The sequence below is a fragment of the Variovorax sp. GW821-FHT10D07 genome (assembly GCF_059415325.1).
This window is the reverse complement of record NZ_JBWKMZ010000019.1, coordinates 78,949-102,538: the sequence shown is the minus strand read 5'-3', so window position 1 is coordinate 102,538 and position 23,590 is coordinate 78,949. Positions and strand designations below refer to the sequence as shown.

The following is a 23,590-nucleotide window of genomic DNA, read 5'->3' as shown; positions in this document are numbered from 1 at the left end:
CTTCGCCGCCCCTGCCATGAAGCTGATCCACACCCTCTATGCCGCGGTCCATGCGCTGATGGCGCTCGCCTTCGCCATCGCGTCGCTGGTTCTGATCGTGATCGCAGCACGCGCCGGCTGGGGCGCGGTCGTGCACGACCTCGACCTGCCGGCCGCCGAAGCGATCATCGAGGCGGTGGGCCTGCTCGCGGCCGCCGTGGTGGCGCTGCAGATCTCGCAGACGGTGGTGGAGGAAGAGGTGGTGCGCGACGCCCACATCGGCGCGCCGACGCGGGTGCGCCGCTTCCTGTCGCGCTTCATGGTGGTGATCGTGGTGGCCGTCGCGGTCGAAGGACTGGTCGCCACCTTCAAGGCGCGCGAGGCGCCGGAGCTGATGCTGCACGCGGCCGCCATGCTGGGCGCGGTCGGCCTGATGATGGCCGGCTGGGGCCTCTTCATCCGGCTCAACCGCTATGCCGAGGAACTGGAGCCCGAGGCGATGCAGGAAGCGAAGAACGAGGACCGCAAGCTCAAGCAGTGATCCTCTGCCCCGCCGGCGACCCCGCCAGGCTTTGCGCGGGCCGGCGCAGCGAGGCATCGAAGGGGTTGATCCTCGGCCCGATCGCCAGCGCTTCGCGCTGCAGCAGGTCGACCACGGTCGGCAGCCGGTCGGCGTTGAGGCGGTCGGCGATGGTGCCCACGCTCAGCGCGGCCACGGCGCGGCCCTCGCGGTCGAGGATGGGCACGGCCACGCCGGCCATGCCCTCGAGCAGGCCGGTGTTGCGGCCCGCGAAGCCGCTCTGGCGCACGCGCTCGATCTCGGTGCGCAGGTAGACCTCGTCGTAGACGCCGTACTCGCGCACGCGCGAGAGGTTGAAGCGGATCACCTCCTCGCGCTCGCCCTCGGGCAGGAAGGCCAGGATCGCGAGCGCGCCCTGCCCCACGCCGAGCGCGATGCGCCCGCCGATGTCGCCGGTGAACGAGCGGATCGGGAACGGGCCCTCGCTGCGGTCGAGGCACACGGCGTCGAAGCCGCTGCGCACCAGCAGGAAGATGCTGTCGCCCAGGCTCGCGCACAGGCGAAGCAGCGCGGGCCGGCACAGCGTGCGCAGGTCGCCGGGGTTGCCGGCGTTGGCCGCGAGCGCGAAGAACTCGATGCTCAGCCGGTACAGCTTGCTGCGCTCGTCCTGCTCGACCACGCCCTCGGCCATCAGCGACTGCAGCAGGCGGTGCGTGGTGGCCTGCGTGAGGCCGACGGCGCGCGCGATCTGGGTGACGCGGCCGCCCTCGGCCTGCACCACGCCGAGCGCCCGGATCACCGAAAAGATGCGCGGCACGCCGCCGCTGGCCGCGGTTGTGGTTTCCATGTCCCGTTTCCTTGGAATACGTCGATCTTGCTCGAGCCATCATATTCCATTGAACGGAATAAATTGAAAAAATATTCTGATTAATGGAATACCCGTGGCGATCTGGCGCGATCGTTGCAATAGAGTGAACCGAAAGCACTCACGCATTCATGGCCCCGGCGCCTGCGCGCCGGCCGTGGATTCCGATCTCCGACGAAAGGCGTTCCATGTCATTCCTGCGGCTCAGCGACGTGTCCAAGTCCTATGGCAGCACCCGCGCGGTGACGGCCATGAACCTCACGGTCGAGAAGGGCGAGTTCGTCTCGCTGCTCGGCCCCTCGGGCTGCGGCAAGACCACCACGCTGCAGATGATCGCGGGCTTCGAGGCCGTGACCAGCGGCCGCATCGAGCTCGCGGGCCAGGACATCACGCATGCCAAGGCCAACACGCGCGGCCTGGGCATCGTGTTCCAGAGCTATGCGCTGTTTCCGCACATGACGGTGGCCGACAACGTGAGCTTCGGCCTCGAGATGCGCAAGATGCCCAAGGCCGAACGCCGCGAGCGCGTGCAGCAGGCGCTGGCGCTGGTGCACCTCGAGGCCCATGCCGCGCGCTACCCGCGCGAGCTCTCGGGCGGCCAGCGGCAGCGCGTGGCGCTGGCGCGCGCGCTGGTGATCGAGCCGCCGGTGCTGCTGCTCGACGAGCCGCTGTCGAATCTCGACGCCAAGCTGCGCGAGGAGATGCAGTTCGAGCTGCGCCAGATCCAGCGCAAGGTCGGCACCACCACGGTGATGGTCACGCACGACCAGAGCGAGGCGATGTCGATCAGCGACCGCGTGGTGGTGATGGAAGGCGGCCGCGCGACGCAGATCGACCATCCGCACCGCGTCTACGAGCATCCGAGCACGCGCTTCATCTCGACCTTCGTGGGCAAGGCCAACCTGCTGCCGGGCCGGGTCACGGCTTGCGGCACCGGCAGCTGCAACGTGGCGGTCGGGCCGCTCGCGGTCGAAGTCGGCGAAGGCGGCTACGACAGCGGCGCCGCCGTGCTGATGAGCGTGCGCCCCGAGAAGCTGCAGCTGGTGCCCGCGGGCAGCGGCCGGCTCGACGGCACGGTGCAGGAGCGCTTCTTCCTCGGCAGCCAGTGGCTCTACCGGCTCGCCACGCCGGCCGGTGAGCTGATGGTGCTGAGCCCCAACGACGGCCGCGCCGCGCTGGACGAGGGCGACGCGGCCGGCATCGACTGGCCCGCGCACTGCACGCGCCTGTTGCGCGACGAAGCAGCGGTGGCGGCATGAGCGGCATCTCTCGCAAGGCCACGCCCTGGTGGCTCTCGGGCCCCGCGCTGGTGCTCTTCATCGCGCTGCTCGTGGTGCCGCTGCTGCTCACGGCCGTGCTGTCCTTCAACGTCTACGACCCGGCCAGCGGCCCGCGCACCGGCGAGTTCACGCTCGCGCACTACGCGCAGGTGTTCGGCGACGACTACTACCACGGCATCTTCTGGCGCACCTTCTGGATCTCGGCGCTGGTCACGCTGATCTGCGTGCTGATCGGCGCGCCCGAGGCCTATGTGCTGAGCCGCATGCGCAACCCCTGGCGCTCGGTGCTGCTGCTCGTGGTGCTGGCGCCGCTTTTGGTGTCGGTGGTGGTGCGCGCCTTCGGCTGGAGCATGCTGCTGGGCCCCGAGGGCGCGGTCAACGCGCTGCTGCAACTGGTGGGCATCGGCCCGGTGAAGATCCTCTACACCAGCGCGGCCGTGGTGATCGCGCTGGTGCACGTGATGCTGCCCTTCATGGTGATCCCGGTCTGGACCTCGCTGCAGAAGCTCGATCCCGGCGTGGAGAACGCGGCCCTCTCGCTCAATGCCACGCCCTTCACCACGCTGCGCCGCATCGTGCTGCCGCAGGTGATGCCCGGCATTCTCTCGGGCAGCCTGATCGTGTTCGGCCTCGCGGCGAGCTCGTTCGCGATCCCCGGCCTGCTCGGCGGGCGCCGGCTCAAGATGGTCGCGACCGTGGTCTACGACGAGTACCTGAGCGAGCTCAACTGGCCGCTGGGCGCGGCCGTGGCGCTCACGCTGCTGGTGGCCAACCTCGTGGTGATGCTCAGCTACAACCGGCTGGTCGAAGGCCGCTACAAGAAGGCGCTGGGGTGATCGCATGAGCAGGAACGGCCCCATCGCCCTCGCGTTCAACGCGCTCGTCATCGCCTTCATGCTGGCGCCGCTGCTGGTGGTCTGCATCGTCGCGTTCACGCCCGAGAACACGCTGACCATCCCGACCACGCACTTCTCGCTGCGCTGGTTCGAGGCGGTGTTCGCGCACCCCGACTTCATGCAGTCGTTCTGGAACAGCCTGTGGCTCGCGCTGAGCGCGGCCACCATCGCGACGCTGCTCGCGGTACCGGCGGGCATGGCGATCACGCGCTACGACTTCCCGGGCCGCGACTTCCTCAACGGCCTGTTCCTGTCGCCGCTGATCATTCCGCACCTGGTGCTCGGCGTCGCGCTGCTGCGGCTGTTCGCGCTGGTGGGCGGCACCGGCAGCTTCGGCTGGCTGGTGATGGCGCATGCGCTGATCGTCACGCCCTACACGCTGCGGCTGGTGGTGGCGGCGCTGGTGGGCTTCGATCGCAGCGCCGAGCAGGCCGCGCTCTCGCTGGGCGCGAGCCAGGCCACGGTGTTCCGCCGCATCACGCTGCCGATGATCCTGCCGGGCGTCACCGGCGGCTGGATGCTGGCCTTCATCAACAGCTTCGACGAAGTGACGATGTCGATCTTCGTCACCTCGCCGAGCACGGTGACGCTGCCGGTGCGCATGTACATGTACGCCACCGAGTCGATCGACCCGCTGATGGCCGCGGTGTCGGCGCTGATGGTGGCCGTGACGGCCGTCGCGATGGTGGTGCTCGACCGGCTCTATGGCCTGGACCGCGTGCTGGTGGGACGCAAGTAGATGGCGACCCATGCATTGCTGCACCGCGTGGCCGAGACCGGCCGCGCCACCGTGCCCTTCACGCTCGACGGCGCGCCCGCCTCGGCGCTGGCCGGCGACACGGTGCTGACCGCCGTGCTCACGCAGGCCGCCCAGCTGCGCTGCAACGAGTTCAGCGACGCGCCGCGCGCGGGCTTCTGCATGATGGGCGCCTGCCAGGACTGCTGGATCGCGACCGCCGAGGGCGAGCGGCTGCGCGCCTGCTCCACCTTCATCGCGCCGGGCATGGCGCTGGTCACCGGGCGGGGCGAGGCATGACGACGACGGCGCACCCTCCCGTGATCGTCGGCGCCGGACCGGCCGGCGTGCGCGCCGCGCAGGCACTGGTCGCGCATGGCCTGCGCCCGATCGTGATCGACGAGGCCACGCGCGCCGGCGGACAGATCTACCGCCGCCCGCCCGCCAACTTCGTCGAACGCGCGGCGGCCACGCTCTATGGCTTCGAGGCCGCGCGCGCGAACGCGGTGCACGCGGCCTTCGATGGCCTGCGCGATCGCATCGACCACCGGCCCGACAGCCTGGTGTGGAACGCGCAGGGCGGCGTGCTCGACGTGCTGCACGGCCCGACGCGCAGCACCGCGCGCCTGCCGCATGGCCCGCTGATCGTGGCCACCGGTGCCACCGACCGCGTGCTGCCGCTGCCGGGCTGGACCCTGCCCGGCGTCTACACGCTCGGCGGCGCGCAGGTGGCGCTCAAGTTCCAGGGCTGTGCCATCGGGCAGCGCGTGGTGTTCATGGGCACGGGGCCGCTGCTCTATCTGGTGGCCTACCAGTATGCGAAGGCCGGCGCGCAGGTCGCGGCCGTGCTCGACACCGCGCGCCTCGCGGACCAGCTCGCGGCCACGCCCGCGATGCTGCGGCAGCCCGCGGTGTTCGCGAAGGGCGTCTACTTCGTCGCCTGGCTGCGCGCGCATGGCGTGCCGCTGCATGGCGGCGTGCGGCCGCTGCGCGTGATTGGCGACGACGGCGCGAGCCGCGTCACCGGCGTCGCCTGGCACGACGGACGCGAGGAACGCCGCATCGACTGCGATGCCGTCGGCTTCGGCTATGCGCTGCGCTCCGAAACCCAGCTCGCCGACCTGCTGGGCTGCCGCTTCGAATTCGCGCCGATCCATCGCGCCCACTTGCCGGTGCGCGACGCGGCGGGCCGCTCGAGCGTGGCGGGCGTGTACCTCGCGGGCGATGGCGCCGGCATCATGGGCGCCGATGCGGCCGAGTGGGCCGGCGAGCGCGCGGCGCTCGCGCTGCTCGCGGACCAGGGCGTGGCGATCGATGGCGCGCGCGCCGCGATGCTCGAACGCAAGCTCGACCAGCTGACAGGCTTTCGCCGCGGGCTCGAACGCGCGTTTCCGCTGCCGCGGGACTGGGCCGCCCACGCACCCGACGAGCTCGTCGTCTGCCGCTGCGAGAACGTCACGGCCGGCACGCTGCGCCAGACCGTCGCGGTCAACGGCGCCGACGAACTCAACCGCCTCAAGGCGCTGTCGCGAGTGGGCATGGGCCGCTGCCAGGGCCGCATGTGCGGCGTGGCCGCGGCCGAGATCCTCGCCCACGCGACCGGCCAGCCGCTCGCGCAGGTCGGCCGGCTGCGCGGGCAGGCGCCGGTCAAGCCGATACCGATCCGGCTCGTCACACAGGGCCCCGCCGAGGGAGCGAAGGCATGAGCACCACCCGCACCCTGCGCACTGACGTAGCGATCGTCGGCGGCGGCATCGTGGGTTCGTCGGCCGCGCTCGCGCTGCGGCGCATGGGCCTGGACGTGGTGCTGCTCGAGCGCGACCTCTGCGGCTCGCGCTCCAGCGGCGTCAACTACGGCGGCGTGCGGCGCCAGGGCCGGCCCTTGAGCCAGCTGCCGCTGGCGCAGCGCGCGCACCGCATCTGGGGCCGTCTCGGCGAACTGATCGGCACCGAGGGCGAGTACCAGCGCTCGGGCCATTTCAAGATCGGCCGCAGCGAGGACGACATGGCCGCGCTCGAGCGCTACCGCGCGAGCGTGCGCGATGCCGGCTTCGACCTCGGGCTCGAGCTGGTGACGGGCACGCGGCTGCGCGAGCACTGCCCCTGGCTCGGCGCGCGCGCGCTCGGCGGCTCGCTGTGCGCCGAGGACGGGCAGGCCAATCCGCGGCTGGTGTCGCCGGCCTTCGCGCTCGCGGCGCGCCAGGCGGGCGCGCAGGTGTTCGAGCGCCATCGCGTCGACGAGGTCGCGCACGACGGCACGCAGTTCCGGCTGCGCGCCACCCATGCCGAGGGCACGCTCGAGGTGCGGGCACCGGTGCTGCTGAACTGCGCGGGCGCCTGGTCGGGTCCGATCGCCACCCACTTCGGCGAGGCCGTGCCGCTGCAGTCGGGCCATCCCGCGATGGCGGTGACCGAGCCCCTGCCCTTCTTCATGGACTGGAGCCTCGGCGTCGAGGGTGGCGGCATCTACTGCCGCCAGGTCGCGCGCGGCAACCTGGTGCTCGGCGGCGGCGCCGGCATCGGCCTCGATGCCGAGCGCGCGCGCTCCGAGCGCGACGCCATCGCCACGCTGTCGGCACAGGCGATCGAACTGCTGCCGCGGCTCGCGCATGCGCATTTCATCCGCACCTGGAGCGGCACCGAGGGCTACCTGCCCGACCGCCAGCCGGTGCTGGGACCGAGCCGCACCACGCCCGGCCTGTTCCACGGCTTCGGCTTCGCGGGCGCGGGCTTCCAGATCGGCCCGGCCGCGGGCGAGGTGCTGGCCGAGCTGGCGCGCGACGGCCGCAGCACCACGCCGATCGAGGCCTTCGCGATCGAGCGCTTCTTTCCCGACGCGAAGGCCGAGCGGCCCGTCGAAGCCGCCGCATCGGCCTCGCACTGAACCCGACAAGAGCAACCCACCGCAACCGCAGATCCACCCTCGACACTGAACGGAGAGTCCCACCATGGCACGACGCGACCGCACTTCCTTTTTCCTCACCTTCGCCGCCACCGCGGCGGCCACCCTCGCAGGCTTCGGCGGCGCGGCCCACGCGCAGACGAAGACGCTCTACATCGGCATGAACGGCGGCACGATGGAGAAGGCGTACACGCAGTACGTCTTCCCGGCCTTCGAGAAGCTCTACGGCGCGAAGGTGGTGGTGGTGCCCGGCACCTCCTCCGACATCCTCGCCAAGGCGCAGGCCAACAAGGACCGGCCGCAGATGCACGTGATGTTTCTCGACGACGGGATCATGGTCCGCGCCATCGGCATGGGCCTGTGCCAGAAGCAGAAGCCCAATCCCTCGCTGGCCGAGATCTACCCGGCCGCGCGCTTCAAGGACGACATGGCCAGCGGCGTGAGCCTGGGCATGACCGGCCTGGCCTACAACGCCAAGATGTTCAAGGAGAAGGGCTGGGCCGCGCCCACCTCGTGGATGGACCTGGCCGATCCGAAGTTCAAGGGCAAGGTGGTGTTCCAGTCGATGTCGTCCTCGTCCTTCGGGCTGCACGGCTTCCTGATGTTCAACCGCATCCAGGGCGGCAACGACAAGAACGTGGAGCCCGGCTTCAAGGCCTGGCCCACCACCATCGGCCCGAACGTGCTCGAGTACATCCCGAGCTCGGCCAAGCTCTCGGAGATGGTGCAGACCGGCGAGGCCGCGATCTTCCCGCTCACGCCGACGGCCGTGGCCGCGCTCAAGGTCAAGGGCATTCCGGTGGAATACGCGCCGCCCAAGGAAGGCGCGGTGGTGCTGATGGTCGGCCAGTGCGTGATCGCCAACAACAGCGAGCCCGAGCTGTCGCAGAAGCTCGCCGAGTTCCTGCTGAGCCCGCTCGCGCAGGCCAACGTACTGCAGTACGGCGCGCAGATCCCGACCAACCCCAAGGCGCCGGCCGTGGGCGAGGGCGCGACGCAGGTGGCCGAGATCAACCAGTGGATGAAGACCGCGGTCACCATCGACTGGGAGAGCATCAACGCCAACCGGCCGGCCTGGAACGCGCGCTGGAACAAGTCGATCGAGAAGTGACCGCGCTGGCGAGGGTGCTCAGCGCGTGCGGCGCAGCAGCACCGGCAGGCACAGCAGGTAGAGCACCGCGCCGGCCAGCCACACGATGCCCGGGAAGCGCGCGCGGAACGCGAAGTACAGCGGGCTGATCAGCAGCGGGCCGAACACCGAGGCCAGGCTGGCGATGCTCGCTAGCACGCCCTGCAGCCGCCCCTGCTGCGCCTCGCCCACGCGCGCCGACAGCGTGGACTGCAGCGCGGGCGCGCAGATGCCGCCCAGGCACAGGAAGGGCAGCAGCGCCAGCACCATCCAGCCGTGCGAGGCGAAGGCGATCAGCGCATAGCCGGTGCCGTCGGCGATGGTGCCGACCGCGATCGCCGTGCGCTCGCCCCAGCGCTCGACCAGCGGCCCGGCGACGAAGCCCTGCACCAGCGCCTGCAGCAGGCCGAAGACCGCGAGCGAGATGCCGACCATGCTGGCGTTCCAGGCGTAGCGGTCCTCGCCGTAGAGCACCCAGGTCGTGCCCGTGACCTCGCCCACCAGCACCAGCACGAGGAACACGCCGAGCACCGGCAGCAGCGCCGGAAAGCTCGCGGCCCAGCGCAGCGGCGCGAGCGGATGCAGCACGCCGCGGTCGAAGGGCTGCGCGGCGAGCGCCGGCGGCCGCGATTCGCGCAGCACCAGCAGGCCGACCAGGAAGGTCAGGCCGTTGAGCACGGCCGCCGCGATGAAGGGCAGGCGCACGCCGTGGTCGCCGAGCACGCCGCCGAGCGCCGGCCCGGCGATGAAGCCCAGCCCGAAGCAGGCGCCCATGCGGCCGAACCAGCGCGCGCGCTGGTGCTCGGGCGTGAGGTCGGCGATGGCGGCCGAGGCCACGGCCATGCTCGCGCCGGTCATGCCGGCGATCGCGCGGCCCACGAACAGCAGCCACAGCGAGGGCGCGAAGGCCATGAACAGCGCGTCGATCGCCGCGCCCAGCACCGAGATCAGCAGCACCGGCCGGCGGCCGAAGCGGTCGCTGAGCGCGCCGAGCACGGGCGCGCAGAGGAACTGCATCAGCGCGTAGAGCGAGAGGAAGGCGCCGAAGTGCCAGCGGAGCTCGCCGCTGTGGCCGACCTCGCGCAGCAGGCTCGGAACGATCGGCATGACCAGGCTGATGCCGATGGCATCGAGCGTGACGATCGCGAGGATCACTGCCTGCGCGTGGCGGTTTCCGGCGAATGGGAGGGAGATGGAAGACATGTTGGAATTTATCGTTGATAAGGAATTATCAGCGATAAATTCCGGGCCGTGAAGTACCCTCCCGGATCGACACCGGCAAGCACGACAACTGAATGAAACTGGACCGCGACGTGATCCTCCAGGCGGCGCTCGCGCTGCTCGACGAGGTCGGCATGGACAAGCTCAGCACCCGGCTGCTGGCCGAGCGGCTCGGCGTGCAGCAGCCCGCCCTCTACTGGCACTTCAAGAACAAGCGCGCGCTGCTCGACGCGATGAACGGCGAGATCCTGCGCCGCAGCCATCACCGCAAGCTGCCGCTGCCCGACGAATCGTGGGAGAGCTTCCTGCGCGAGAACGCGCGCAGCTTCCGGCGCGCGCTGCTGGCGCGGCGCGACGGCGCGCGCCTGCATGCGGGCTCCGAGCCCGACCCGGGCGACCTCGACATGGTGGAGGCCCAGCTCGCGGCCGTGGTGCGCCTGGGCGTGCCGCCCGCGCAGGCGATGACCCTGCTGATCGCGCTGGGCCGCTACACCGTGGGCTGCGTGCTCGAGCAGCAGGCGACGCCGGCCGACGCCGCGATGCAGCAGCAGACGCTCGATGCGGCCGCGGCCTCGCGGCCGCTGCTGGCGGAGGCTTTCGCGAGCTACCGCGCGGCGGGGCCCGATGCGTTGTTCGAGATCGGGGTGGACCTGATGCTCGAGGGGGCGAAGGTGCGCCTGGCGGCCCAGGCCCCGCAGGCGAAACGGCGCGGTCCGGCGCCGCGGCGCTGAGGCTCTTTCAGCGCGCCTCGGCGCGAATCCAGCCCGCCGCCTTCTCCGCCATCATCAAGGTGGGACTGTTGGTGTTGCCGCTCGTGATCGTCGGCATCGCCCCCGCATCGACCACGCGCAGGCCCTGCACGCCGCGCACGCGCAGCCGCGCGTCGAGCACCGCCATCGGATCGTTGTCGGCGCCCATCTTGGTGGTGCCCACCGGATGGAAGATGGTGGTCGCGATGTCGCCGGCCAGGCGCGCGAGGTCCTCGTCGCTCTGGTACTGCACGCCGGGCTTCCATTCCTGCGGCTTGTATTTGGCGAGCGCGGGCTGCTCGGCGATGCGGCGCGTCACGCGCAGCGAGTCGGCCGCCACCTTGCGGTCGGCATCGGTGCTCAGGTAGTTGGGCGCGATCGCCGGCGCGTCCTCGAAGCGCTTCGAGCGGATGCGCACCGTGCCGCGGCTGGTCGGGTTGAGGTTGCACACGCTCGCGGTGAAGGCCGGGAAGGCGTGCAGCGGCTCGCCGAAGGCATCGAGCGACAGCGGCTGCACGTGGTACTGGATGTTCGGCCACTCGCGGTCGGGCGAGCTGCGCGTGAAGGCGCCGAGCTGCGAGGGCGCCATGCTCATCGGGCCGCTGCGGCTCAGCAGGTACTCGAGGCCGATGCGCGCCTTGCCGACCAGCGACGAGGCCAGCACATTGAGCGTGGGCGCGCCGTCGATCTTGTAGACCGCGCGGATCTGCAAGTGGTCCTGCAGGTTGGCGCCGACGCCGGGCGCGTCGACCACCACCTCGATGCCGTGCTCGCGCAGCAGCTCGGCCGGGCCGATGCCCGAGAGCTGCAGGATCTGCGGCGAGCCAATGCTGCCCGCGCTCAGGATCACCTCGCGCGTGGCGTGCGCCGTCACCATCTCGTGGCCGTTCCAGATCCGGGCACCGGTGCAGCGCTGCGTGCCGTCGGCGAGCCGCTCGATCACCAGCTTCGAGACCTGCGCGCCGGTCCAGAGCTCGAAGTTGGGCCGGCCGTAGCAGGTGGGCCGCAGGAAGGCCTTGGCCGTGTTCCAGCGCCAGCCGTTCTTCTGGTTGACCTGGAAGTAGCCCACGCCCTCGTTGCTGCCGCGGTTGAAGTCGGTGGTGTGCGGCACGCCGGCCTCGACCGCGGCGGCCGCGAAGGCGTCGAGGATGTCCCAGCGCAGCCGCTGCTTCTCGACCCGCCATTCGCCGCCCGCGCCGTGCATCTCGTCGGCGCCGAGGTAGAAGTCCTCGTGCTTCTTGAAGGCCGGCAGCACGTTCTGCCAGCGCCAGTCCTCGTCGCCGGTGAGCGCGGCCCACTGCTCGTAGTCGCGCGACTGGCCGCGCATGTAGATCATGCCGTTGATGCTCGAGCAGCCGCCCAGCGTCTTGCCGCGCGGATAGCGCAGCACGCGCCCGTTGAGGCCGGCGTCGGGCTCGGTGCTGTAGAGCCAATCGGTGCGCGGATTGCCGATGCAGTAGAGGTAGCCCACCGGGATGTGGATCCAGTGGTAGTCGTCCTTGCGGCCGGCCTCGACCAGCAGCACGCGCTTGTCCTTGTCGGCGCTGAGCCGGTTCGCGAGCAGCGCGCCGGCGGTGCCGGCGCCGATGACGATGTAGTCGAAGGTGGTGTCGTTGCTCAAGGGGCTTGTCTCCGTCATCGATATTTTCCGCACTCATGGGTCGGCGCTAAGCCGCTGCGCCCGATTTGGCCCAATCCACGCCCGGAATGCCAATGAAATCGAATCAGATGGCGTATAAATCCGATTTATATGACTGCCGCCGCGATGGACCTGCAAATTCTGCGCGCCTTCGTGCTGGCCGCGCGCGAAGGCAGCGTCTCGCGCGCCGCCGCCAGGCTGCACCTCACGCAGCCGGCCGTGAGCCTGCAGCTCAAGCGGCTGGCCGAAGACACCGGCCTGCAGCTGTTCACGCGCACGCCGCACGGGCTGGCGCTCACGGCTGACGGCGCGGCGCTGCTGCCGCAGGCCGAGCGTGTGCTGGCCGCGGTGGGCGATCTGCAGCAGGCGGCGCGCAACCTGCAGTCGACGGTGCGCGGCGCGCTGCGCATCGGCACCATCCTCGATCCCGAATTCACGCGCCTGGGCATGTTCCTGCGCGAGCTGGTCGAGTCGGCGCCGCAGATCGAGACCGAGCTGCGCCACGGCATGAGCGGCACGGTGCTGGCGCAGGTGCTGCGCGGCGAGCTCGACGTGGGCTTTCATCTCGATGCCGAGGGCGATGCGGCCGGCGGCGATGCCGCGCTGGCCGCGCGCACCCTCACGCGCTTCACCTACCGCGTGGTGGCGCCGGCCGGCTGGGGGCCGCAGGTGACGGGGCGCGACTGGAAGGCGCTGGCGGCGCTGCCCTGGCTCGCGACGCCGCCCGAGTCGGCGCACCACCGGCTGCTCGAGCGCGTGTTCGGACCGCTGGGGCTGGCGCCGCGCCGCGTGGCGCTGGTCGACCAGGAGGCCTCGATGCTCGACCTGCTGAAGTCGGGCGTGGGCCTGAGCCTGCTGCGCGACTCGATCGCGATCCGCGAGAGCCAGGCCCACGGGCTGGTGCTGGCCGACCGGGTGCAGCTCGACTGCGCGCTGCGCTTCGTGTCGCTGGCGGCGCGGCGCAATGAGCCGGTGATCGCGAGCGCCTGGGATGCGCTGACGCGTGCCTGGACCTGAGAAGGTATGAATGACCCTGCTGCGCGCCCCGAACGGTTTCACGAAAAGTTAAGAAAGGCCTCAGGAAAAACGGCGTGCTTCCCTACGTCATCGAGGGTTCGGTCGCACATGACGCCCCAGGGCCTACGGTTACGATGCGCGCTGCATTTTGAAACCTTTGGTTCGTTCCGCTCGCCCTTCCTTCCCCTCTTCCCACCCGCTCCCCCGGACCATGCCCTCCACCACGCCGCCTGCCGACAGCCCCGCTGCAGCCGACGTCGCCGCGAGACCGCGCATCGAGTCGCGCGAACAGGACGGCCGGCGCTGGATCGTGGCAAGCGGCCGCTGGACCACGCTGGCGATGTCCTCGGCCTCCGACTGGCAGGCGCTTGCGAAGAGCCTGGACGCCCTGCCCAAGCAGGACGACGCGGCCTGGGACCTGCGCCCGATCGCGCAGCTCGACCACATCGGCGCGCAGCTGCTGTGGGAGCGCTGGCGCCACGACTGGCCGGCCACGCTCGAGCTCGCGCCGCAGCACAAGGCGGTGCTCGACCAGGTGGCGCAATACACCGTCGGCACGCCCGAGGAACCGCCGAAGACGCTGGTCGAGCGGCTGCGCGACTTCTCGCACAACGGCCCGCGCGCGATGGGCGTGACGCGCGACTTCGTCGGCCTGATCGGCCAGCTCACGATCGACGTCGGCCGGCTGCTGGCGGCGCCGCATCGCGGGCCCTGGCGCGACTTCTCGGGCCACCTCTACCAGTTCGGCGCGACGGCGCTGCACATCACGGCACTGGTCGGCCTGCTGATCGGCGTGGTGCTGGCCTACCTGATCTCGCAGCAGCTGCGCCAGTACGGCGCCGAGACCTTCGTGGTCAACATCCTCGGCCTGTCGCTGGTGCGCGAGCTCGGGCCGGTGCTGGCGGCGGTGCTGATCGCGGGCCGCTCGGGCTCGGCGATCACGGCGCAGATCGGCGTGATGCGCGTGACCGAGGAGCTCGACGCGATGCGCGTGATGGGCATCCCGCACGGCTTCCGGCTGGTGATGCCGCGCGTGCTGGCACTCGCCATCGCGATGCCGCTGATCAGTCTGTGGACCTCGATGGCGGCGCTGCTGGGCGGCATGCTCGCGGCCGACGCGGCGCTCGACATCTCGCCGGCCTATTTCCTCTCGGCGCTGCCGCGCGCGGTGCCGATCGCCAACCTCTGGCTGGCCACCGCCAAGTCGGCGGTGTTCGGCATCCTGATCGCGCTGATCGGCTGCTACTTCGGCATGAAGGTCAAGCCCAACACCGAGAGCCTGGGGCGCGGCACCACCTCGTCGGTCGTGACCTCGATCACCGCGGTGATCCTGGTCGACGCGCTGTTCGCCGTGCTGTTCAAGGGCATCGGGTTCCGCGGATGAACACGCAGGCCACGCCCTCCTCCGCCGCGCCCGAGACCGTGGTCGACATCCGCCGGCTGTGGACCGTGTTCAAGAACACCGACGGCGAGCAGGTGGTGCACCGCGACCTCGACCTGCGCATCGCACGCGGCGAGGTGCTGTCGCTGGTGGGCGGCTCGGGCACCGGCAAGACGGTGCTGCTGCGCCAGATCCTCGGGCTCGAGAAGCCCTCGAAGGGCACGGTCGAGGTGCTGGGCCAGGCGCCCGGCGAACTCAGCGCGGCGGGCGCGGCCAACGTCGGCATGCTGTTCCAGCACGGCGCGCTGTTCTCGGCCTTCAGCGTGCTCGAGAACATCGCCTTTCCGCTGCGCGAGCTCAAGCTGCTGCCCGACGAGCTGATCCGCAACGCGGCGCTGGTCAAGCTGCAGATGGTGGGCCTGGAGCCGCGCCATGCGAACCGCAGCCCGGCCGACCTGTCGGGCGGCATGATCAAGCGCGTGGCGCTGGCGCGCGCGCTGATCATGGACCCGCCGCTGCTGCTGCTCGACGAACCCACGGCCGGCCTCGATCCCGAGGCCTCGGACAGCTTCTGCGACCTGCTGCGCGGGCTGCACCGCGAGCTCGGCCTCACGGTGGTGATGGTCACGCACGACCTCGACACGCTGTTCGACCTGAGCACCCGCATCGCGGTGCTGGCCGACCAGAAGGTCATCGCCAGCGGCACCGCGCGCGAGGTGATCGCCTACCCGCATCCCTTCATCCACGAGTACTTTCTCGGTGGGCGCGGCCAACGCGCCCTGGAGGCGCTGCACGACCGACCCGCCCCCGAACGACATGCGCCGCGGCCCGAGGCCGGCGGCGCCGAAAGGTAGTCCATGGAAAACAAAGCCCATGCCCTCGCCGCCGGTGCCTTCGTGCTCGGCCTGCTCGCCGTGCTCGTGGGGCTGGTGGTCTGGTTCACGCGCGACAACACCGTGCGCAACATCTACGAGCTCTCCACGCGCGACGCGGTCAGCGGCCTGCAGCCGCAGGCGATGGTGCGCTACCGCGGCATCGCGGTCGGCAAGGTGACGCTGATCGACTTCGACCCCAAGGTGAAGGGCAACGTGCGCGTGCGCATCACGGTCGACGAGCGCGTGCCGCTGACCACCTCGAGCTTCGCCACGCTGAGCTACCAGGGCGTGACCGGCCTGGCCTTCATCGCGCTGGACGACAAGGGCGAATCGAACGTCGCGCTCAAGCCCGACAACGGCGACCCGCCGCGCATCCCGCTCAAGCCCTCGATGCTGGCCCAGCTGCAGGACCGCGGCGAGGCGATCATCAACCAGGTCGAGGAGGTGACCAAGCGCGCCAACCGCCTGCTCAACGACGACAACCAGAAGCGCGTGGCCGATGCGCTCGAGAACATCGCGGCCGCGACCTCGAGCGCCAACCAGCTGATGCTGCGCCTCGACGGCACCGTGAAGACCGGCGTCGCCCCCGTGCTGCAGCGGCTGCCCGACACGCTCGATTCGGTGAAGAAGGCCGCGGGCGACGTCTCGCGCGTGGCGAACAACTTCAACGGCACCGTGACCCGGCTCAACGCGCCCGACGGTCCGGTGCAGCGGCTGGGCGACGGCACCAAGGCGCTGGCGCAGGCGGTCGATTCCTTCAATGCCGCCACGCTGCCGCGCGTGAACCGCGTGGCCGACGACACCTCGCACGCGGTGCGCCGGCTGGGCCGCGCGGCCGACAGCATCAACGACAACCCGCAATCGCTGCTGTTCGGCAACGGCGGCGCGGCGGCCGGACCGGGCGAGCCGGGCTTCACGCCGCCGCCCGCCTCGGGCAGCGGCGCCAGGCCCTGAGCGGCCACTGCATCCACGATGGCAGGACAACGACCATGAAGAACGCCACGCATCCCCTTCTCGCTTTCGGCCTTGGCCTCGCGCTGCTGCTGGCCGGCTGCGGCGCGCTGCCCGACAAGCCCCAGCGCGCCACGCTCTACGACTTCGGTCCCGGGCCGATGGCGGCGCAGCAGGCGAGCAGCGCGCCGGCGGCGCAGGCCATGATCGCGCTGCCCGAGATCGAGGCCAATCCGCGGCTCGACGGCACGCAGATCCTCTACCGGCTCGGCTATGCCGATGCCAACGAACTCAAGCCCTACGGCCAGTCGCGCTGGAGCCTGTCGCCCGCGCAGCTGCTGCGCCAGCGGCTGCGCGACACGCTGGCCGAGCGCCGCACCGTGCTCGGCCCCGAGGAGAGCGCGACCATCGCGCGCGCCGAGGGCCGCGTGCCCGACACGCTGCGCCTGTCGCTCGACGAGTTCAGCCACTACTTCGATTCGCCCGGCGCGAGCGTGGGCCTGGTGCGGCTGCGCGTCACGCTCGTGCGCAGCGGCACCGGCGGCGACCGCGTGATGGGCCAGAAGCTGATCACCGTGCGCCGGCCCGCGCCGAGCGCCGATGCACCGGGCGGCGTGAAGGCGCTGGCCGCGGCCAGCGACGCGGCGATCGCCGAGATCGTGCAGTGGGTGGACCAGCAGCAACAGCAGCAGCCGCGGTAGTAAGCTGCCGCCAGCCGCGGCACCCCGCATCGGCCCACGGACGGAGGACACGCACCATGAACGCCACCCGCATCGTCGGCATCATCCTGATCGTCGCCGGCATCGCCGGGCTGGGCCTCGGCGGCTTCAGCTTCACGCGCGAGACGCACCAGGCCAAGCTCGGGCCGATCGAGCTGTCGGTGAAAGAGAAGCAGACCGTGAACTTCCCGGCCTGGGCCGGCGTCGCCGCGATCGTGGTGGGTGGGGTGCTGGTGCTGTTCGGCGGCCGCAAGGGCTGAACGGCCTCGCGGCCTCAGCCCCCGCGCGGCGCGGCCGGCGCGGCCAGCTTCTCCTTCACCGCCTGCACCATGCGGTCGCCCAGCACCAGTTGCCCCTGCATCGAGATGTGAGTGTCGTTGGGCATGTAGAAGTCGCGCATCGCGGTCTTCTGCTGCTGCGCGAACGCGAACAGGTCGGGGCCGAGCCCGGCGTCGCCGAAGGCCTTCACGAAGTCCCGCGAATGCGCGGGCTTGAGGTAGGTGGTGGTCTTGTCGGGCACCATCATCCAGAGGATCGGCACCGTGCCCCGGGCCTGGCCGAAGGCCTGCAGCTGCGCCGCATGCGCGGCCGTGAGTTCGCGGCTGGCCTCGTCCTGGGCCAGGAACAGCGCCATCTCGCAGCGCCGGTTGCTGAACAGCGCGCAGCCGTCGGCCACGGCGCGCGCATGCGTCTGCTGGTCGCAGCCGCTGCGCTTCTTGCCGGCGATGGCCGCGCGCGTGCAGCGCTGCGTGAGGAAGCCGGCGTAGATCTGGCCCTCCCAGTTGAGCGCGAAGCCCGGCACGTGGTCGAGCGGCGGCGACGGCACCTCGGGCTTGGCGACCAGCGGCTTCTTCATCTGCCGGCAGTCCCGCGAGCGCTCGAGGCGGAAATCGACGATCCGCTCCACGCTTTCGATGATCACCAGCTTGCCGCGAAAGCCGCCGGCTTCGAGCCAGTGGTCGAAGTCGTCGCACAGCGTCTCGTCGATGTCCTGCCAGTAGGTGGTGGCGACGCTGTAGCCGGCCTTGGCGAGCTGCGACTGCCAGCGGTGCGTGGCCGAGAAGCTGTCGCCGATGACCAGGATGTCGGCCTGTGCGACCGGCGCGCCGCGCAGCAGCGCGGGGTCGACGCGCGGCGGGTCGATGCGCCAGCCGAAGTCATGGTCGGAGATGCGCCCGATGCGCGCGAGGTCGCCATAGGGCGCGGGCGTGAAGAGGGTCTGCAGCAGCAGCCCGACGAACACGGCGTAGCCGATGCCGAAGATCCAGAGCCACAGCCTGGCGAAGGAAGAATTCATTGTCATGGCGCGGTCTCCCCGCGCATCTCGGCCTGGAAGCCATAGGAGTTGGAAAAGACGAGGTCGATGCCCTCGGCGCCATCTTCGCGCAGCCGCAGCAGGTAGCGGGTGCGCAGCGGTTCGCCGAGGATGCGTGCCTCCACGTCGAAGCTGCGCGCATCGCTCCAGCGGCCCCGGGTGGCGACCACCGGCATCGGGCCGCCCGCGGGGCTGGTGCGGAACAGGCCGTCGAGGCCGATCGGCGCGGTGAAGCGCTCGTCGGCACCGCCGGGGCGGCGCGCGGCGGTCACGACCTCGTAGCGCGGGTTCGCGGGATCGAGCTCGAGCCGCAGGCTGCGCAGCCCGATCGGATTGGTGCCGAAGCGCCAGGTGCGGCCCGCGAGGCGCTGCGCCGCGTCGGGCACCGGGCCGACCTCGGAGGGCTTCTCGGCCGTGGCCTTGGCCACCGCGGCCTCGAGCGCGGCCTGGGCCGCGGCATCGTCGGCGACGACACCGCCGGCCTTGACCGACCGCAGGATGCGCTCGATCAGCAGAGGCACCGGCGCCGCGCGCGTGCTTGTGAACACCGCCACCGCGTCGGCCTCGGGCAGCACCACGATGCCCTGGCCGTTGTGGCCCATGGCCATGTAGATGCGGCGCGCGGGCAGGGTCCACCAGCCGTTGGCGTAGAAGAAGCCCGGCGTGCCGAGGTCCTTCATCTCGACCGTGGCCGCGAGGTTCTTCGCGACCCAGGCGGCCGGCACCAGCTGGCGGTCTTCCCAGCGGCCGCCGCGCAGGTAGAGCTGGCCGATCTTCGCCATGTCGCGCGGCTGCAGCGCCAGGCCGAAGCCACCGACGGGCACGCCCTGCGGGTCCTGGCGCCAGCGCAGGTCGGCGATGCCCAGCGGCTTGAACAGGCGCTCGGTGGCATAGGCCTGCAGGTCGCCGCCGGTGCGCCGCGCGAGCAGGGCCGACAGCAGCTGCGAGTTGCCGCTGTTGTAGTTGAAGCCGGCGCCGGGCGCCTGTGCCATCGGGCGGCCGCGCACGTAGGCGGCCCAGTCGCGCGCACGCTCCATCTCGATCAGCGAGACCGGCTTGCCGCGGTCGTTGAGCGGCTCGGTCCAGTCGATGCCCGATGTCATGTCGAGCAGGTGCGCGACCGTGACCGCGCCGCGCTGGGTGTCGGTGGCGCCGTCGAACGCCGGGTCGTCGAGGCGCAGCCGGCCGTCCTCGATGGCGATGCCCGCGAGCGTGCCGACCACGGCCTTGGTGACCGAGTTGACCGCGTGGCGCAGGTCGGCGCGGAACGGCGCGTAGTAGGCCTCCACCACGATGCGGCCGTGGCGCACCACCAGCAGGCTGTCGAGCTGGTGGGTGGCGCCGAGCTCGACCAGCCGCGCGAGCTCGGCCGGGTCCATGCCCTGCGAGGCGGGCGTGGCGACGGTCCAGCCGGCGGTGGGCCAGGGGCCCTCGTCGGCCGCGGCGGCACCGCCGGCGAAGGCGAGCGAAGCGGACAGCGAGAGGGCCTGGAGGCCCGCGGCCATGGCGTGCGAGGCGTTCATCGGCGGCTCGCCCCCAGCCGCTGCGACACCGCGTCCGCGCAGCCCTTGAGCGCGGTGCCGATGGCGCCGTCCCAGGCGGTGTCGAAGATGCCGGCCGGGCCGATGGCGGTGATCGCGAGCACGATCGCGCCCGTGTGGTCGAACACCGGCGCGGCCATGGCGCTCACGCCCTCGATCACCTCGCCGTCGGAACGGCTGATGCCGTGCGCGCGCACCTCCTGCAGCTGGCGCTCGAAATCGGCCCACGAGGGCAGCGGCTGCACCGGCGGCATGCCGGCCGGCGGCGCGGGCTCGGCCTTGCGCTGCTTCTGGCGCAGGCGCTCGGCCTCGAGCAGTTCGCGCACGCGCTCCGCATCGAGGTAGGCCGCGAACACCCGGCCCGAGGCCGTGTTGGTCAGCGAGAACACCGTGCCGTGGCGCATGTTGACGTGCACCGGCGAGGGCGATTCGGCGGTGCGCACGATGGTCGCGCCGCGCGCGCCCCAGACCGCCAGCGCGATGGTGTGGCCGGTCTGCTGCGCGAGCTGGGCGATGGCCGGGGTCGCGATGTGCACCGGGTCGGCCTGCTGCAGGCTGATCAGGCCCAGTTGCAGCGCCAGCGGGCCGAGCAGATAGTGGCCGCTCGCGCGGTCCTGCTCGATCAGCCCCAGCCGGCCGAAGCTCACCATGTAGGGATGGGCCTTGGCGGGCGTCATGTCGGCCTCGCGCGCCAGGTCCTTGAGCGCCATCGGCCGGCCGTGGTGCACCAGCGCGCGCAGCAGCTGGCCGCCGACCTCGATGCTCTGGATGCCGCGCTGGGCGCGGTCGGCGTCAGGTTGTGCTTCGTTCATGGAGTGGGGATTAGACATGAAGCGATTCGCGGCTTACACTCGCGCAAATTCGTTAACTGCAAATTCGTTCGCCCTAAACGAATTTCAACCACCCGCCACCCCACCCCCCAAACACTCCACCGGAGACACACGATGAGCCAAGCCAAGAAATTCGCCAGCCAGGCCGACATGGAAGAGAAGAAGGTCACCTTCAGCCAGATCTCGGAACACGCCTGGGCCTACACCGCCGAGGGCGACCCGAACACCGGCATCGTGATCGGCGACGACTGCGTGCTGGTGGCCGACACCCAGGCCACGCCCGCGATGGCGGCCGACGTGGTGCGCCGCATCCGCGAAGTGACCGACAAGCCGATCAAGTACGTGGTGCTCACGCACTACCACGCGGTGCGCGTGCTGGGCGCGGCCGGCTACGGTGCCGAGCACATCCTGGCCAGCCAGGACACGCGCGACCTGATCGTCGAGCGCGGCGAGCAGGACAAGGCCAGCGAGATCGGCCGCTTCCCGCGCCTGTTCCAGAACGTCGAGACCGTGCCGCCGGGCCTGACCTGGCCCACCATGACCTTCACCGGCAAGATGACCCTGTGGCTCGGCAAGCTCGAGGTGCAGCTGCTGCAGCTCGGCCGCGGCCACACCAAGGGCGACACCGTGGTCTGGCTGCCGCAGGAACGCGCGCTGCTCTCGGGCGACCTGGTCGAGTTCGGCGCCACGCCGTACGCGGGCGACGCCTACTTCAAGGACTGGCCGCAGACGCTGGACAACGTCGCCGCCCTCAAGCCCGCCGCGCTGGTGCCGGGCCGCGGCGCCGCGCTGACCACGCCCGAGGCCGTGGCCGAGGGCCTGACGGGCACGCGCGACTTCATCGCCGACGTCTACGCCAGCGTGCAGGAAGGCGTGAAGGCCGGGCGCGACCTGAATGCGGTCTACAAGGACACCTACGAGAAGCTCAAGCCCAAGTACAGCCAGTGGGTGATCTTCGACCACTGCATGCCCTTCGACGTGAGCCGCGCCTACGACGAGGCCTCGGGCCATGTCGACCCGCGCGTGTGGACGGCCGAGCGCGACGTGGAGATGTGGAAGGCGCTCGAAGGCTGAGACGGGCGCTCCCTCCCCGCCGAGGGAGCGGCAGGACAGAAGAGACGGAGACAACGGACGTGAACGCACTCGCCACCGAAGCCGCGCAGGTCGACTACCAGAGCCTGCGCTTCGACTACCGCCGCCACCCCGACCAGGACGCGGCCCCGCCCGCGCGCCACCCGGTGGTGGTGGTCGGCGCCGGCCCCGTGGGCCTGGCGCTGGCCATCGACCTCGCGCTGCGCCAGGTGCCGGTGGTGCTGCTCGACAACGACAACACGCTGTCGACCGGATCGCGCGCGATCTGCTTCGCCAAGCGCACGCTCGAGGTCTTCGACCGGCTGGGCTGCGGCGACCGCATGGTCGACAAGGGCGTGTCGTGGAACATCGGCAAGGTCTACTTCCACGACGAGCAGGTCTACCGCTTCGACCTGCTGCCCGAGCCCGGCCACGAGCGCCCGGCCTTCATCAACCTGCAGCAGTACTACGTCGAGGGCTACCTGGCCGAGCGCGCGGCGCAGCTGCCGCTGATCGACATCCGCTGGAACAACAAGGTCACCGGCATCGCGCAGGACGCCGAGGGCGCGACGCTGACCGTGGAGACGCCCGAGGGCGAGTACCGGCTGGCCGCCGACTACGTGAGCGCCTGCGACGGCTCGCGCTCGAACCTGCGCCAGCTGCTGGGCCAGGAATCGAAGGGCCGCGTGTTCCGCGACCGCTTCCTGATCGCCGACATCACGATGGACGCGCAACTGCCGACCGAGCGCCGCTTCTGGTTCGACCCGCCGTTCCATCCGGGCCAGAGCGTGCTGCTGCACAAGCAGGCCGACGGCATGTGGCGCATCGACTTCCAGCTCGGCTGGGAGGCCGACCCGGTGGAGGAGCGCAAGCCCGAGCGCATCGTGCCGCGCGTGCGCGCGCTGCTCGACAGCATCGGCCACGCGGGCGTGCAGTTCGAGATCGGCTGGGCCAGCGTCTACACCTTCGCCTGCCAGCGCATGGACAGCTTCCGCCACGGCCGCGTGCTGTTCGCGGGCGACTCGGCGCACGGCGTGTCGCCGTTCGGGGCGCGCGGCGCCAACTCGGGCGTGCAGGACGCCGACAACCTGGCCTGGAAGCTGGCCGCCGTGGTGCGCGGCGAGGCGCCCGATGCGCTGCTCGACAGTTACGCCGGCGAGCGCGAATACGCGGCCGACGAGAACATCCGCAACTCCACGCGCGCCACCGACTTCATCACGCCCAAGAGCGAGGTCAGCCGGCTGTTCCGCGACGCGGTGCTGGCGCTGACGCGGCGGCACGCCTTCGCGCGCACGCTGGTCAACAGCGGCCGGCTGTCGGTGCCCTCGGTGCTGCGCGGCTCGCCGCTCAACACGCCTGACGCGGATGGCGACGGCTTCGCGGGCGCGATGGTGCCGGGCGCGGCCGCGGCCGACGCGCCGGTGGCGCTCGCCGAGGGCGGCAGCGGCTGGCTGCTGCGCGAGCTCGGCCGCACGCACGGCTTCACGGCGCTGGTGTTCGGCGATGCCGACGACGCAGCGGTCGCGCAGAGCCTGCGCGCCATCGAGGCCACGGCGCTACCGCTGCGCACGGTGCGCGTGCCCGCGGGCGCGGCGAGCGAACTGGCCGTGCGGCGCTACGATGCGCGGCCCGGCACCGTCTACCTGCTGCGTCCCGACCAGCATGTGAGCGCGCGCTGGCGCGCACCGTCGCCCGCGCAGATCCGTGCGGCCTTCGACCGCGCGCTGGCCCGGGCCTGAGACGACACGCAGCGAGACATTGCCCATGACCGCATCCACCCCTACGCTGATCACCGACGCGCACCTCGAGGCGCCCGACGATTTCTACGAAGCGCTGATCGAGGCGCACCAGGGCCTGAGCACCGAGGAGAGCCATGCGTACAACGCGCGCCTCGTGCTGCTGCTGGCCAACCACATCGGCTCGCTGCCCGTGCTGCGCGAAGCGCTCGCGGCCGCGAAATGAACACCATCCAGT

24 protein-coding genes are annotated in these 23,590 nt (G+C 71.1%); 18 read left to right on the top strand and 6 right to left on the bottom strand.

Features of this window, described 5'->3' with window-relative positions:
- Nucleotides 1–16 precede the first annotated feature (16 nt).
- The gene (locus tag AC07PU_RS37130; RefSeq protein WP_057597265.1) at nucleotides 17–520 is read left to right on the top strand and encodes a hypothetical protein; all 504 of its coding nucleotides are present in this window, start codon (nucleotides 17–19) and stop codon (nucleotides 518–520) included.
- On the opposite strand, the gene AC07PU_RS37125 is transcribed toward AC07PU_RS37130, so the two are convergent.
- Entirely contained in the window at nucleotides 510–1,346 is an 837-nt protein-coding gene (locus AC07PU_RS37125) for an IclR family transcriptional regulator (protein ID WP_203203229.1), read from the bottom strand. The two genes, AC07PU_RS37130 and AC07PU_RS37125, sit on opposite strands and share 11 nt — an antisense overlap.
- Before the next feature lie 206 nt (nucleotides 1,347–1,552).
- Here AC07PU_RS37125 and AC07PU_RS37120 point away from each other — a divergent pair, with 206 nt between their 5' ends.
- The 7 genes from AC07PU_RS37120 (at nucleotide 1,553) to AC07PU_RS37090 (ending at nucleotide 8,289) form a co-directional block, all read left to right on the top strand.
- Nucleotides 1,553–2,623: an ABC transporter ATP-binding protein gene (locus AC07PU_RS37120; protein ID WP_495323012.1), complete on the top strand. Its 1,071-nt coding sequence runs from the start codon at nucleotides 1,553–1,555 to the stop codon at nucleotides 2,621–2,623.
- The gene (locus AC07PU_RS37115) at nucleotides 2,620–3,480 is read left to right on the top strand and encodes an ABC transporter permease (protein WP_495323011.1); all 861 of its coding nucleotides are present in this window, start codon (nucleotides 2,620–2,622) and stop codon (nucleotides 3,478–3,480) included. Before AC07PU_RS37120 ends, AC07PU_RS37115 begins: the two co-directional genes overlap by 4 nt.
- Nucleotides 3,481–3,484: 4 nt before the next feature.
- Nucleotides 3,485–4,279, top strand: coding sequence for an ABC transporter permease (locus AC07PU_RS37110; protein ID WP_093351031.1), 795 nt, complete (start codon nucleotides 3,485–3,487; stop codon nucleotides 4,277–4,279).
- The gene (locus AC07PU_RS37105) at nucleotides 4,280–4,576 is read left to right on the top strand and encodes a (2Fe-2S)-binding protein (RefSeq protein ID WP_495323010.1); all 297 of its coding nucleotides are present in this window, start codon (nucleotides 4,280–4,282) and stop codon (nucleotides 4,574–4,576) included.
- Nucleotides 4,573–5,982, top strand: coding sequence for an FAD/NAD(P)-dependent oxidoreductase (locus tag AC07PU_RS37100; RefSeq protein WP_495323009.1), 1,410 nt, complete (start codon nucleotides 4,573–4,575; stop codon nucleotides 5,980–5,982). The genes AC07PU_RS37105 and AC07PU_RS37100 overlap by 4 nt, the downstream gene beginning before the upstream one ends.
- Entirely contained in the window at nucleotides 5,979–7,160 is a 1,182-nt protein-coding gene (locus AC07PU_RS37095; protein ID WP_495323008.1) for an NAD(P)/FAD-dependent oxidoreductase, read from the top strand. Before AC07PU_RS37100 ends, AC07PU_RS37095 begins: the two co-directional genes overlap by 4 nt.
- Nucleotides 7,161–7,224: 64 nt before the next feature.
- Nucleotides 7,225–8,289 carry an ABC transporter substrate-binding protein gene (locus AC07PU_RS37090; RefSeq protein ID WP_495323007.1) on the top strand — a complete coding sequence of 355 codons (1,065 nt, stop codon included), beginning with the start codon at nucleotides 7,225–7,227 and terminating at the stop codon, nucleotides 8,287–8,289.
- Nucleotides 8,290–8,307: 18 nt separating this feature from the next.
- Here the strand turns inward: AC07PU_RS37090 and tet are convergent, their stop codons facing one another.
- Nucleotides 8,308–9,510 (bottom strand): Tet(A)/Tet(B)/Tet(C) family tetracycline efflux MFS transporter, encoded by a 1,203-nt coding sequence (tet, locus tag AC07PU_RS37085; RefSeq protein ID WP_495323006.1) that lies wholly within the window; start codon nucleotides 9,508–9,510, stop codon nucleotides 8,308–8,310.
- A gap of 92 nt (nucleotides 9,511–9,602) precedes the next feature.
- On the opposite strand from tet, the gene tetR reads away from it, so the two are divergent.
- Nucleotides 9,603–10,259, top strand: coding sequence for a tetracycline resistance transcriptional repressor TetR (tetR, locus tag AC07PU_RS37080; protein ID WP_495323005.1), 657 nt, complete (start codon nucleotides 9,603–9,605; stop codon nucleotides 10,257–10,259).
- A 7-nt stretch (nucleotides 10,260–10,266) separates the two neighbouring features.
- On the opposite strand, the gene AC07PU_RS37075 is transcribed toward tetR, so the two are convergent.
- Nucleotides 10,267–11,898 carry a GMC family oxidoreductase gene (locus AC07PU_RS37075; RefSeq protein ID WP_495323004.1) on the bottom strand — a complete coding sequence of 544 codons (1,632 nt, stop codon included), beginning with the start codon at nucleotides 11,896–11,898 and terminating at the stop codon, nucleotides 10,267–10,269.
- A 129-nt stretch (nucleotides 11,899–12,027) separates the two neighbouring features.
- On the opposite strand from AC07PU_RS37075, the gene AC07PU_RS37070 reads away from it, so the two are divergent.
- The 6 genes from AC07PU_RS37070 to AC07PU_RS37045 all read left to right on the top strand — a co-directional run bounded on the left by AC07PU_RS37070 (nucleotide 12,028) and on the right by AC07PU_RS37045 (nucleotide 17,119).
- Nucleotides 12,028–12,933, top strand: coding sequence for a LysR family transcriptional regulator (locus AC07PU_RS37070; RefSeq protein WP_495323003.1), 906 nt, complete (start codon nucleotides 12,028–12,030; stop codon nucleotides 12,931–12,933).
- 211 nt (nucleotides 12,934–13,144) lie between these two features.
- Nucleotides 13,145–14,317: an MlaE family ABC transporter permease gene (locus AC07PU_RS37065; RefSeq protein WP_093351054.1), complete on the top strand. Its 1,173-nt coding sequence runs from the start codon at nucleotides 13,145–13,147 to the stop codon at nucleotides 14,315–14,317.
- A complete protein-coding gene (locus tag AC07PU_RS37060) occupies nucleotides 14,314–15,168 on the top strand; it encodes an ABC transporter ATP-binding protein (protein WP_296780437.1) in 855 nt (284 codons plus the stop codon). Before AC07PU_RS37065 ends, AC07PU_RS37060 begins: the two co-directional genes overlap by 4 nt.
- Nucleotides 15,169–15,171: 3 nt before the next feature.
- Entirely contained in the window at nucleotides 15,172–16,143 is a 972-nt protein-coding gene (locus tag AC07PU_RS37055) for an MlaD family protein (RefSeq protein WP_495323002.1), read from the top strand.
- Nucleotides 16,144–16,178: 35 nt separating this feature from the next.
- Nucleotides 16,179–16,841, top strand: coding sequence for an ABC-type transport auxiliary lipoprotein family protein (locus AC07PU_RS37050; RefSeq protein ID WP_495323001.1), 663 nt, complete (start codon nucleotides 16,179–16,181; stop codon nucleotides 16,839–16,841).
- Nucleotides 16,842–16,897: 56 nt separating this feature from the next.
- A complete protein-coding gene (locus AC07PU_RS37045) occupies nucleotides 16,898–17,119 on the top strand; it encodes a hypothetical protein (protein ID WP_057593185.1) in 222 nt (73 codons plus the stop codon).
- A 14-nt stretch (nucleotides 17,120–17,133) separates the two neighbouring features.
- Here AC07PU_RS37045 and AC07PU_RS37040 read toward each other — a convergent pair whose 3' ends face one another.
- Genes AC07PU_RS37040 through AC07PU_RS37030 form a run of 3 tightly spaced genes read right to left on the bottom strand, consistent with a single transcriptional unit; the run spans nucleotide 17,134 to nucleotide 20,527 of the window.
- A complete protein-coding gene (locus AC07PU_RS37040) occupies nucleotides 17,134–18,162 on the bottom strand; it encodes an alginate O-acetyltransferase AlgX-related protein (protein ID WP_495323000.1) in 1,029 nt (342 codons plus the stop codon).
- Nucleotides 18,159–19,697 (bottom strand): serine hydrolase domain-containing protein, encoded by a 1,539-nt coding sequence (locus AC07PU_RS37035; RefSeq protein WP_495322999.1) that lies wholly within the window; start codon nucleotides 19,695–19,697, stop codon nucleotides 18,159–18,161. Before AC07PU_RS37035 ends, AC07PU_RS37040 begins: the two co-directional genes overlap by 4 nt.
- Nucleotides 19,694–20,527 (bottom strand): IclR family transcriptional regulator, encoded by an 834-nt coding sequence (locus AC07PU_RS37030; RefSeq protein ID WP_208507465.1) that lies wholly within the window; start codon nucleotides 20,525–20,527, stop codon nucleotides 19,694–19,696. The genes AC07PU_RS37035 and AC07PU_RS37030 overlap by 4 nt, the downstream gene beginning before the upstream one ends.
- 132 nt (nucleotides 20,528–20,659) lie before the next feature.
- On the opposite strand from AC07PU_RS37030, the gene AC07PU_RS37025 reads away from it, so the two are divergent.
- The 3 genes from AC07PU_RS37025 to AC07PU_RS37015 are packed head-to-tail and all read left to right on the top strand — an operon-like array spanning nucleotide 20,660 to nucleotide 23,578.
- Nucleotides 20,660–21,619 (top strand): MBL fold metallo-hydrolase, encoded by a 960-nt coding sequence (locus tag AC07PU_RS37025; protein WP_057593181.1) that lies wholly within the window; start codon nucleotides 20,660–20,662, stop codon nucleotides 21,617–21,619.
- 59 nt (nucleotides 21,620–21,678) lie between these two features.
- Entirely contained in the window at nucleotides 21,679–23,355 is a 1,677-nt protein-coding gene (locus AC07PU_RS37020; RefSeq protein ID WP_495322997.1) for an FAD-dependent oxidoreductase, read from the top strand.
- 25 nt (nucleotides 23,356–23,380) lie between these two features.
- Nucleotides 23,381–23,578: a DUF2783 domain-containing protein gene (locus AC07PU_RS37015; protein ID WP_057593179.1), complete on the top strand. Its 198-nt coding sequence runs from the start codon at nucleotides 23,381–23,383 to the stop codon at nucleotides 23,576–23,578.
- Nucleotides 23,579–23,590 lie beyond the last annotated feature (12 nt).